The following is an 11,408-nucleotide window of genomic DNA, read 5'->3' as shown; positions in this document are numbered from 1 at the left end:
ACATGAAAAAGATGAGTAAACATATAGTTTTATCATTTGCGGTGAGTTCTTTACTCTTTTCTCAAGCTTATGCTTTACCACAAGGAGGTAAATTTACTCATGGTACAAGTGGGACTATCCATACCTCTGGAAATACTGTAACGATTACAGGAAAAGGACAAAATCATGTTATCCAATGGGGTGGTGGTTTTAATATAGCTCAGGGAGAAAGTGTAAATTTTACAACTTCTGGTAAAAACTACCTAAACATTGCTTATCAAAAAGATGCTTCTAAGATAAACGGAGCTTTAAATGGCGGGAATAACAATATCTTTTTAGTTAATCCCATGGGAGTTTTGATTGGCAAAACAGGAACTATCACTGCGGGAAAATTTGTAGCTAGCACGACACCTTTAAATGATGAGAATGTTAAAACTTTTTTTAAAGCAAGGAGCTAGTTTTTCTCCAGCATTTGATGTAAGCAAGCAAGGAAATATTATCAATCTTGGAAAGATTAATGCAGATAATATTGTTTTAATAGGAAATAAGGTTGAAATAGGAGTAGGAGCGGAGCTAGCGGGGCAAGATGGGCAAACTAATGCTAAAACAGCCCATTTAATAGGAAATTATGTTTATGTTAGTGTAGGAAAAGATAAAGAGAATAAAAATACTATTAAAATTGATAAAGATGGCTTCAAAGGCACGGCTATTGTTGAGGGATTTATGCAAAGGGATATGACAAGTTTTGCAAATGATAAATATCAATTTGGAGATTTTGGTAGCATAAAGTCACAATCATATGATGGTAAGAATAGTGTTGATTTTTATAGAGCTATTACTATAGGAGGGCATTACTATAACAACGGACAAAATATAAATCATTATATGAATGCTAATGAATGGAAGCTTTTTGCCGATGGTTGGAATAGCGATGCACTCAATGGAGATATTTTTAAAGACGGTTTAACCACAATTCGCCTTATGAGCGATATTGATTTTTCATATTTAACTAGCAATGGAAAGCAAATAGCTATTGATCCTGTTGGCGCCAATAAATATGCTTTTAGCGGTAATTTTGATGGTGGAAATTATACTTTAAAAAATATACTTATCAATGCTCAAAACACAGACAAAGGATGGAATACTGGTATTTTTGGTAAAGTTGAAGGAAAAGATAGTAATAAGAAGGCTAAAATTTATAATCTTAATGTCGATGGTTTGAAATTTAGTGGAAAAACAAATTCTGGAGGAGCTTTTGTTGGGCAAAGCTCTAACGCAGATTTTAGCAATATTCATTTAAAAAATATTGGAGATTTAATTTTCTTTGACCCAAATTCCAAAAATGGAACCGATGGATTTCTTTATGGTGGTGGTTTTGTAGGTTATGCTCAAAGTGGTTCTAGTTTTAATCGTATTAGTTTAGATAATTTTTCTAAAATCGCACTACAGCCAGAGGGTAAATTTAGCAGTGCGTATATTGATATTTACTTAGGTGGTTTTGCTGGCTATTCAGAAGGTAGTAATTTTTCTAATATTTTATTAAACAATATTGGCGGAGTAACGATTTTAGGTTCAGAAACAGGTGGCAATATTTTTGCAGGTGGTTTTGTAGGTTATGCTGGAGATAAATCATATTTTTCTCAAATTGATTTAAAAAATATAGGTAGTGTTCAAGCAGATGGTAAAACTTTTGTCAAGCATGCTGGCGCAGGAGGTTTTGCTGGAGCTATAAATGGAACTAATTCTTTTGAAAAAATTTCTTTAATAAATTTTGGAGATATTATTGCGAAAAGAGGATATGTTTGGACTCCTGATGGAATTGCTTCAGATAAGCTTTTAATGTTGGATCTGGTGGATTTATTGGAATTTTAAATCCTCTGAATAAAGATATACTTTATGTTAGCTTTAAAAATATTTTAATTAATTTTGATCAAAAAATGCAAATTTATGCTAAAGCTGGAGATGGTGTCGGTGGCTGGTTTGGCAATGATTATAATAATTATGAATTTAATGCTGGAGGTGGATTCTTAGGGGGCTTTTTAATTCTAGAGTTGGAGATGTAAATTTTAATAATATCCAAATGAAATTTGGAAAAGAAACAAAAATAAAAGTTCAAAAATATAGAACTAATAATAAAGAGATGTTCCAAGGTTTATTTATGGGATATTTTGTTAAAGATTGGTGGGATGGAATATTAAAAACAAACAATATTTTCGTATACTATGAAAAAAATTCTCGAGATACTTACGCTGGTTATTATGATGTTAAAGGTAAATTTTTTGGAGAGATTTTAAATGATTCTGCTCTTGCACATGGAAGAGGCTTTGAATTTTATGATTATAATATAAAAAATAAAGTTATTAATGAAGCAATGGTTGGATTTTTAGAGAATCAAGGAGGGGTAGTTAGTAAAGATTATAACAATGGATATGTTTCTTATTATGATGGTAATGCAAAAATTACTCCAGAAGTACCTGATTTTAAAGATCCTGTATTATCCAAAAATGACTTTGATCCAAAATTACTTCAAAGAATTTTAGATGATTTGATGAATGGAAAATACACTTATGATTTTGATACCAAAACTTGGACTTACACAGATAGTAAGGGTGTGGTAGGAAAAGATGAGGCTAGTGAAATCACTCAAAGTTTAAATTTCTTAAATGCGTTTAAAGATACGGGAGTAGAACAAGAATTTTTAAAGTTATGGCAAGGTTCGCAAGAACAAAATTATAAAAATTATACCAATCTTTATGAAAAATGGACGCAAAAGAAAACTGCTATGGATAAAATCAAAACCGGCGAAGGTTATTTCGCTAGTTTTAAAGAAGAATTACAAAAATACCAAGAAGCCTTAGCTCAACTTGACAAAGAAAATAAAAACTATGAAAAAATCAAAGAATCAGGCTTAGTTAGCGATGAAACATTAAGGGCTATATATGAAAAACTTTTAGAACAAAAAGAAGCTCTTGAAAAGCAGTTTGCGGATCTTAGTGGAAATGAAGGATTTCGCTATAAGCTTGAAAATGAAATTCTAAATTCTCAAGGTTTTTCTATAGAAGGTAAAGATGTAGATGGTAAAGTATACACTGGAAATTTTAATTTTAAAGGAAAATTAGCCTCATTGCCAGAAAAACCAAATATATCTATCTATGAGCCAGATAAACAAGGGGGTGAAGATCCAGACAAACCTTCTGTATTGCCGCCTGAAATTCCTGAAAAGGTTGTAGAAGCTCCTATAAAAATTCAAACCGAAGTAGACGCAAAAAAAAGAAGAAGATGATGATCAAGTGGAAATAGGAGAAGCAGATGCTAGAAGTAGTGGTTTGCGTTGTATTGTAAGTGATAATTTTAAGACAATGAATATTTGTGTAAATGCAAAATAGGAAATAAAAATGAGAAAAATTTTAGTTGTTTTAGTCTTATTGCAAGTATTTTCACATGCTGAAGAGCTAAATAATAATAAAATAAGAGAGCTTATAGAAAGCTCTCCTGAAGCAAATGAACCACAAAATAAAAATTTAAAAAATACATTAAAAAATCAAAAAAGCCCTGTAAATTTTAAAGAGCAAAATACTACAAATATTACAAATTCACAAACTGATCAAAATGAAGCTAAGGTTTTTGTAAGAGAGTATGTTTTGCATATCGATAATAAAGATTTGACATTTAAAAAATTAAGAATTAGCGAAAAAGAAATTCAAGATGCAATAGCTGAATATCGCAACCAAGAGTTAAGCTTGCAAAATTTAAAAGATATAACAAACATTATAGCTTATTATTGTCAAGTAAGTGGCTATCCTTCGGCAACTGCTTATATACCACCGCAAGATTTAAGTTCTAACAAAGTGCAAATTAACATAGCTTTTGGAACTTTAGGAAAAGTAATCATTAAAAACAACTCAGGTGTGAGGGATTATGCTTTAGAGAGTAAATTGAACAAAAATCTTAAAGGGAAAGTTATCACAACTAAAAATGTGGAAAATGAAATTTACAAAATCAATGAAATATACGGAATCCAAACCAATGCTAATTTACAATCATGTGATGGTTATGGAGAAAGCGATGTTATTATAGAAGTAAACAAAGGTGATAGTGCAACTTTAACTTTATATTCTAACAACTATGGGACTAAAGAAACGGGTCGTTTTAGAGCAGGAATGAGTCAAAGTTTAAACAATATAGCAAGACAAGGGGATAACTTAAATTTTTATCTTCAAGATAGCGATGAAAATCAAATAGATTATGGGATTAATTATAGTACTTTTATAGGAAATTTAAAAATTACTCCATTTGCAACTCAAGGACATTATGTTCTTGGTGGAATTTATAGAAATCTTGGTTTTTATGGGGACTCTATGAATGTTGGGGTAAATTTTTCTTATCCCGTGTTTTTATATACCGAGTATTCTTTATATCTTGTTTCGGGTTTTACTCATAAAAAGATTAAAGATTATTATCTTGATGGTTTAGTAAGTAATGAAAAAACGAGCAATAGTGTAAATTTAGGCATAGAAGGAACTTATAAAGGTTTGGAGAATAATGTCCTAAGTTATACCTTAAATTTTACATATGGCAATGTTGAAAATGATGGTGATTCGTCTGGGTTTAATGGAGTAAATTTAGGAAATTTTGGAAAAATGAATTTAAATTTAAGCAACGAATATCAATTCCAAGAACGCTTAACTCACATTTTTCAACTCAATTATCAAAAAGTTGTCGGTGGTGCTGTTTTAGATAGTAGTGAATCCGTGTCTTTAGGTGGACCTTATGGTGTGCGTGCTTATTTAGAAGGCGAGGGGAGTGCGGATAATGTTGTTTCTGGCACCTTAGGAATAAGATTTCAAACACCTTTAGAAGGGCTTTACTTGACTCCTTTTTATGATATAGGATATTCTTGGTATGAAAATAAAGAATATTAAAGCGAAAATCATTATTTTATGGATGCAATGGGTATGCAAATACTCTATACAAGAAGTGCTAATTTTTATGTAAAAATGGATGCTGCAAGAGCTGTTCATCGGTTTAAACACGATGGAGAACATCGATCAAGAGTTTATGTAAGCCTAGGAAAATACTTTTAACTTTGGGGTGATTGGAGAAATTTCTACCCCCCCCCCATTTTTCAACCCACCAAATACTTATATAAATACTTACACAAATATTTATACTATTTAATCCTTTATTTAATCCCCTTTTAAGTTTAATTGGTTATACTTTCATTTCCTTTTTTGAAAAAAAGGACTTAAAATCTTTTAAATTATAAAGTTTCACTAGCTTAGTAGATTTTATAAATTAACTCTTTTGGTTTTTATTTTATAAACTAAAAGCTTTTTTATAAATCTTGTTTTTTAATTTAAAAACTTTTCTTTTAAAAATGATTTTTTGTTTTGTTCTTTTAAATTAGTATTGTTATTCAAATCTTATTAGTCAATCTTTGAAATCTAAATAAGTGATCGATTGAGCCAGATAAAGATTTAGGCATAAGCAATTATGTAAAATCTATTCAATCTAATAATTAAAAAGATTAAAAGCTTTTCTTTTAATCTTTCATAACTTTTTCTTTGAAGAAAAAGATTAAACTATCTATAATTTTTATGGAGAGTTTGATCCTGGCTCAGAGTGAACGCTGGCGGCGTGCCTAATACATGCAAGTCGAACGATGAAGCTTTTAGCTTGCTAGAAGTGGATTAGTGGCGCACGGGTGAGTAAGGTATAGTTAATCTGCCCTACACAAGAGGACAACAGTTGGAAACGACTGCTAATACTCTATACTCCTGCTTAACACAAGTTGAGTAGGGAAAGTTTTTCGGTGTAGGATGAGACTATATAGTATCAGCTAGTTGGTAAGGTAATGGCTTACCAAGGCTATGACGCTTAACTGGTCTGAGAGGATGATCAGTCACACTGGAACTGAGACACGGTCCAGACTCCTACGGGAGGCAGCAGTAGGGAATATTGCGCAATGGGGGAAACCCTGACGCAGCAACGCCGCGTGGAGGATGACACTTTTCGGAGCGTAAACTCCTTTTCTTAGGGAAGAATTCTGACGGTACCTAAGGAATAAGCACCGGCTAACTCCGTGCCAGCAGCCGCGGTAATACGGAGGGTGCAAGCGTTACTCGGAATCACTGGGCGTAAAGGGCGCGTAGGCGGATTATCAAGTCTCTTGTGAAATCTAATGGCTTAACCATTAAACTGCTTGGGAAACTGATAGTCTAGAGTGAGGGAGAGGTAGATGGAATTGGTGGTGTAGGGGTAAAATCCGTAGATATCACCAAGAATACCCATTGCGAAGGCGATCTGCTGGAACTCAACTGACGCTAAGGCGCGAAAGCGTGGGGAGCAAACAGGATTAGATACCCTGGTAGTCCACGCCCTAAACGATGTACACTAGTTGTTGGGATGCTAGTCATCTCAGTAATGCAGCTAACGCATTAAGTGTACCGCCTGGGGAGTACGGTCGCAAGATTAAAACTCAAAGGAATAGACGGGGACCCGCACAAGCGGTGGAGCATGTGGTTTAATTCGAAGATACGCGAAGAACCTTACCTGGGCTTGATATCCTAAGAACCTTATAGAGATATGAGGGTGCTAGCTTGCTAGAACTTAGAGACAGGTGCTGCACGGCTGTCGTCAGCTCGTGTCGTGAGATGTTGGGTTAAGTCCCGCAACGAGCGCAACCCACGTATTTAGTTGCTAACGGTTCGGCCGAGCACTCTAAATAGACTGCCTTCGTAAGGAGGAGGAAGGTGTGGACGACGTCAAGTCATCATGGCCCTTATGCCCAGGGCGACACACGTGCTACAATGGCATATACAATGAGACGCAATACCGCGAGGTGGAGCAAATCTATAAAATATGTCCCAGTTCGGATTGTTCTCTGCAACTCGAGAGCATGAAGCCGGAATCGCTAGTAATCGTAGATCAGCCATGCTACGGTGAATACGTTCCCGGGTCTTGTACTCACCGCCCGTCACACCATGGGAGTTGATTTCACTCGAAGCCGGAATACTAAACTAGTTACCGTCCACAGTGGAATCAGCGACTGGGGTGAAGTCGTAACAAGGTAACCGTAGGAGAACCTGCGGTTGGATCACCTCCTTTCTAGAGTACAAAGTAATAAGTCTCACAACTATTACTTCAATATATAAACTCAATTGATTCTTGTTTAGATTTCAAAGATTGATGATAAAGCTAATTGTTTATGGGGAATTAGCTCAGCTGGGAGAGCGCCTGCTTTGCACGCAGGAGGTCAGCGGTTCGATCCCGCTATTCTCCACCATTTATTAAGGGCCTATAGCTCAGCTGGTTAGAGTGCACCCCTGATAAGGGTGAGGTCACAAGTTCAAGTCTTGTTAGGCCCACCATAAAAAAGATTTGAATAAAGAAGCTTTAAAATCTAAAGCAAGTATATAAAGTAGATTAAATATATAAACTCTAAATACTTAGATTTATTTTTATCTTTAGCTATAAAAGAATATACTTTAGATAGATATAAATAACATATACATTATGTATTTATATTTATAATGATTATATTAATATATATACTTCCTTTAGGTTTTAAACCTAATGTTCTTTTTAATTATCATTGTTAAGAGTCACAAGCAAGTTTTAATAAAAACAATTTTACAGGACTTGTTAAAGGATAAAACCTATTTATCTTTTCTTTAGTTATTACTACTAAAGACAAGTTTCAAACTCACAGCTTAGTTGAGACTAAATCATTTAGTTTTATATTAAGTGTTTGAATGCTTTCCGTCTTAAGATAAAGAAGTCTTATCATAAAAACTTTAACAAGGAAGTGATGCGTTTTAGAATCAATAATAAAAGGTAAAAAAGGTAAGCTACTAAGAGCGAATGGTGGATGCCTTGACTGGTAAAGGCGATGAAGGACGTACTAGACTGCGATAAGCTACGGGGAGCTGTCAAGAAGCTTTGATCCGTAGATTTCCGAATGGGGCAACCCAATGTATAGAGATATACATTACCTATATAGGAGCGAACGAGGGGAATTGAAACATCTTAGTACCCTCAGGAAAAGAAATCAATAGAGATTGCGTCAGTAGCGGCGAGCGAAAGCGCAAGAGGGCAAACCCAGTGCTTGCACTGGGGGTTGTAGGACTGCAATGTGCAAGAGCTGAGTTTAGCAGAACATTCTGGAAAGTATAGCCATAGAGGGTGATAGTCCCGTATGCGAAAAACAAAGCTTAGCTAGCAGTATCCTGAGTAGGGCGGGACACGAGGAATCCTGTCTGAATCCGGGTCGACCACGATCCAACCCTAAATACTAATACCAGATCGATAGTGCACAAGTACCGTGAGGGAAAGGTGAAAAGAACTGAGGTGATCAGAGTGAAATAGAACCTGAAACCATTTGCTTACAATCATTCAGAGCACTATGTAGCAATACAGTGTGATGGACTGCCTTTTGCATAATGAGCCTGCGAGTTGTGGTGTCTGGCAAGGTTAAGCAAACGCGAAGCCGTAGCGAAAGCGAGTCTGAATAGGGCGCTTAGTCAGATGCTGCAGACCCGAAACGAAGTGATCTATCCATGAGCAAGTTGAAGCTAGTGTAAGAACTAGTGGAGGACTGAACCCATAGGCGTTGAAAAGCCCCGGGATGACTTGTGGATAGGGGTGAAAGGCCAATCAAACTTCGTGATAGCTGGTTCTCTCCGAAATATATTTAGGTATAGCGTTGTGTCGTAATATAAGGGGGTAGAGCACTGAATGGGCTAGGGCATACACCAATGTACCAAACCCTATCAAACTCCGAATACCTTATATGTAATCACAGCAGTCAGGCGGCGAGTGATAAAATCCGTCGTCAAGAGGGAAACAACCCAGACTACCAGCTAAGGTCCCTAAATCTTACTTAAGTGGAAAACGATGTGAAGTTACTTAAACAACCAGGAGGTTGGCTTAGAAGCAGCCATCCTTTAAAGAAAGCGTAATAGCTCACTGGTCTAGTGATTTTGCGCGGAAAATATAACGGGGCTAAAGTAAGTACCGAAGCTGTAGACTTGCGCACAACTTAGATTATTTAAGTTTAGAATATGAGAAACTAAGTTATATTTTTACTGATTTTTATAGAGTAAAGATAGAAATAAAACTTAGTAAAATCAGTAAAAATATTCTTAGGCTAAAGTTAAGTAGTTTAAGTTGTGTGCAAGTGGTAGGAGAGCGTTCTATTTGCGTCGAAGGTATACCGGTAAGGAGTGCTGGAGCGAATAGAAGTGAGCATGCAGGCATGAGTAGCGATAATTAATGTGAGAATCATTAACGCCGTAAACCCAAGGTTTCCTACGCGATGCTCGTCATCGTAGGGTTAGTCGGGTCCTAAGTCGAGTCCGAAAGGGGTAGACGATGGCAAATTGGTTAATATTCCAATACCAACATTAGTGTGCGATGGAAGGACGCTTAGGGCTAAGGGGGCTAGCGGATGGAAGTGCTAGTCTAAGGTCGTAGGAGGTTATACAGGCAAATCCGTATAACAATACTCCGAGAACTGAAAGGCTTTTTGAAGTCTTCGGATGGATAGAAGAACCCCTGATGCCGTCGAGCCAAGAAAAGTTTCTAAGTTTAGCTAATGTTGCCCGTACCGTAAACCGACACAGGTGGGTGGGATGAGTATTCTAAGGCGCGTGGAAGAACTCTCTTTAAGGAACTCTGCAAAATAGCACCGTATCTTCGGTATAAGGTGTGGTTAGCTTCGTACTAGGATTTACTCCGAAAGCGAAGAAACTTACAACAAAGAGTCCCTCCCGACTGTTTACCAAAAACACAGCACTCTGCTAACTCGTAAGAGGATGTATAGGGTGTGACGCCTGCCCGGTGCTCGAAGGTTAATTGATGGGGTTAGCATTAGCGAAGCTCTTGATCGAAGCCCGAGTAAACGGCGGCCGTAACTATAACGGTCCTAAGGTAGCGAAATTCCTTGTCGGTTAAATACCGACCTGCATGAATGGCGTAACGAGATGGGAGCTGTCTCAAAGAGGGATCCAGTGAAATTGTAGTGGAGGTGAAAATTCCTCCTACCCGCGGCAAGACGGAAAGACCCCGTGGACCTTTACTACAGCTTGACACTGCTATTTGGATAAGAATGTGCAGGATAGGTGGGAGGCTTTGAGTATATGACGCCAGTTGTATAGGAGCCATTGTTGAGATACCACTCTTTCTTATTTGGGTAGCTAACCAGCTTGAGTTATCCTCAAGTGGGACAATGTCTGGTGGGTAGTTTGACTGGGGCGGTCGCCTCCCAAATAATAACGGAGGCTTACAAAGGTTGGCTCAGAACGGTTGGAAATCGTTCATAGAGTATAAAGGTATAAGCCAGCTTAACTGCAAGACATACAAGTCAAGCAGAGACGAAAGTCGGTCTTAGTGATCCGGTGGTTCTGTGTGGAAGGGCCATCGCTCAAAGGATAAAAGGTACCCCGGGGATAACAGGCTGATCTCCCCCAAGAGCTCACATCGACGGGGAGGTTTGGCACCTCGATGTCGGCTCATCGCATCCTGGGGCTGGAGCAGGTCCCAAGGGTATGGCTGTTCGCCATTTAAAGCGGTACGCGAGCTGGGTTCAGAACGTCGTGAGACAGTTCGGTCCCTATCTGCCGTGGGCGTAAGAAGATTGAAGAGATTTGACCCTAGTACGAGAGGACCGGGTTGAACAAACCACTGGTGTAGCTGTTGTTCTGCCAAGAGCATCGCAGCGTAGCTAAGTTTGGAAAGGATAAACGCTGAAAGCATCTAAGCGTGAAGCCAACTCTAAGATGAATCTTCTCTAAGCTCTCTAGAAGACTACTAGTTTGATAGGCTGGGTGTGTAATGGATGAAAGTCCTTTAGCTGACCAGTACTAATAGAGCGTTTGGCTTATCTTTAATAAAGCATCACTTCCTTGTTAAGGTTTTTAAGAAAGCTTTGAATATAGATAATATTTAGAGTTTAATAGAAATCTTTCAAGTAGAGTTTGTATTAGAACTTGCTCTTAACATTGTTTTTTAAGTATTCTATATAAAAACTTATCAAAGATAAAAGATAAGAAAAAAATAAAGAAAAACAAAAGAAGAAAGAGAATAAAGAAAAAAGTAAAGAAATAAAAAGATTAAGCTTTATTCTTAAATTCAATCTTTCAAAGAATATTTAAATAACAATGTCCGTGATTATACAGATGTGGAAACGCCTTGCTCCATCCCGAACCAAGAAGCTAAGCACATCGTGGGTGATGATACTACGCCTTACTGGCAGGGGGAAAGTAGCTCATTGCGGACTTGTTAAATGTCTTCATTACTTACTTTATATATATAAATCCTATGTTTATTTTTATTGTTGTTTTAGATGGTGCTTAGAATCGTGTTTAAAAAAAGAGTTTGTTACTGGTTAGGGTTTTTAGAGAGAATAGGGTGTTTTTAGGGGTTTGGAA

5 protein-coding genes, 2 tRNA genes and 3 rRNA genes are annotated in these 11,408 nt (G+C 36.9%); all 10 read left to right on the top strand.

Annotated elements, in window-relative coordinates; genetic code table 11:
- Positions 1–2: 2 nt before the first annotated feature.
- On the top strand, positions 3–437 hold the full coding sequence (locus AJN56_RS01585; RefSeq protein ID WP_002854810.1) for a filamentous hemagglutinin N-terminal domain-containing protein: 435 nt from the start codon (positions 3–5) through the stop codon (positions 435–437).
- Entirely contained in the window at positions 406–1,851 is a 1,446-nt protein-coding gene (locus AJN56_RS01580) for a hypothetical protein (RefSeq protein WP_009882410.1), read from the top strand. Before AJN56_RS01585 ends, AJN56_RS01580 begins: the two co-directional genes overlap by 32 nt.
- A 499-nt stretch (positions 1,852–2,350) precedes the next feature.
- Positions 2,351–3,262, top strand: a complete 912-nt coding sequence (locus tag AJN56_RS01575; protein ID WP_079460644.1) for a hypothetical protein — start codon at positions 2,351–2,353, stop codon at positions 3,260–3,262.
- Positions 3,263–3,374: 112 nt separating this feature from the next.
- The gene (locus AJN56_RS01570) at positions 3,375–4,901 is read left to right on the top strand and encodes a ShlB/FhaC/HecB family hemolysin secretion/activation protein (protein ID WP_070246363.1); all 1,527 of its coding nucleotides are present in this window, start codon (positions 3,375–3,377) and stop codon (positions 4,899–4,901) included.
- A 33-nt stretch (positions 4,902–4,934) separates the two neighbouring features.
- A complete protein-coding gene (locus tag AJN56_RS08845; RefSeq protein ID WP_254969475.1) occupies positions 4,935–5,063 on the top strand; it encodes a hypothetical protein in 129 nt (42 codons plus the stop codon).
- Positions 5,064–5,573: 510 nt separating this feature from the next.
- Positions 5,574–7,086: ribosomal RNA gene (locus AJN56_RS01565) — 16S ribosomal RNA — on the top strand.
- A 102-nt stretch (positions 7,087–7,188) separates the two neighbouring features.
- Positions 7,189–7,264 (top strand) — tRNA-Ala (locus AJN56_RS01560).
- A gap of 8 nt (positions 7,265–7,272) precedes the next feature.
- A tRNA-Ile gene (locus tag AJN56_RS01555) sits at positions 7,273–7,349 on the top strand.
- A gap of 473 nt (positions 7,350–7,822) precedes the next feature.
- A 23S ribosomal RNA gene (locus tag AJN56_RS01550) occupies positions 7,823–10,866 on the top strand.
- 274 nt (positions 10,867–11,140) lie between these two features.
- Positions 11,141–11,257 (top strand): 5S ribosomal RNA (gene rrf, locus AJN56_RS01545).
- The 16S, 23S and 5S rRNA genes sit together here with 2 tRNA genes alongside, the layout of an rRNA operon.
- Positions 11,258–11,408 lie beyond the last annotated feature (151 nt).

Source organism: Campylobacter sp. BCW_4319 (assembly GCF_001764435.1).
GTDB lineage: Bacteria > Campylobacterota > Campylobacteria > Campylobacterales > Campylobacteraceae > Campylobacter_D > Campylobacter_D jejuni.
This window is presented reverse-complemented; position numbering and strand designations above follow the sequence as displayed.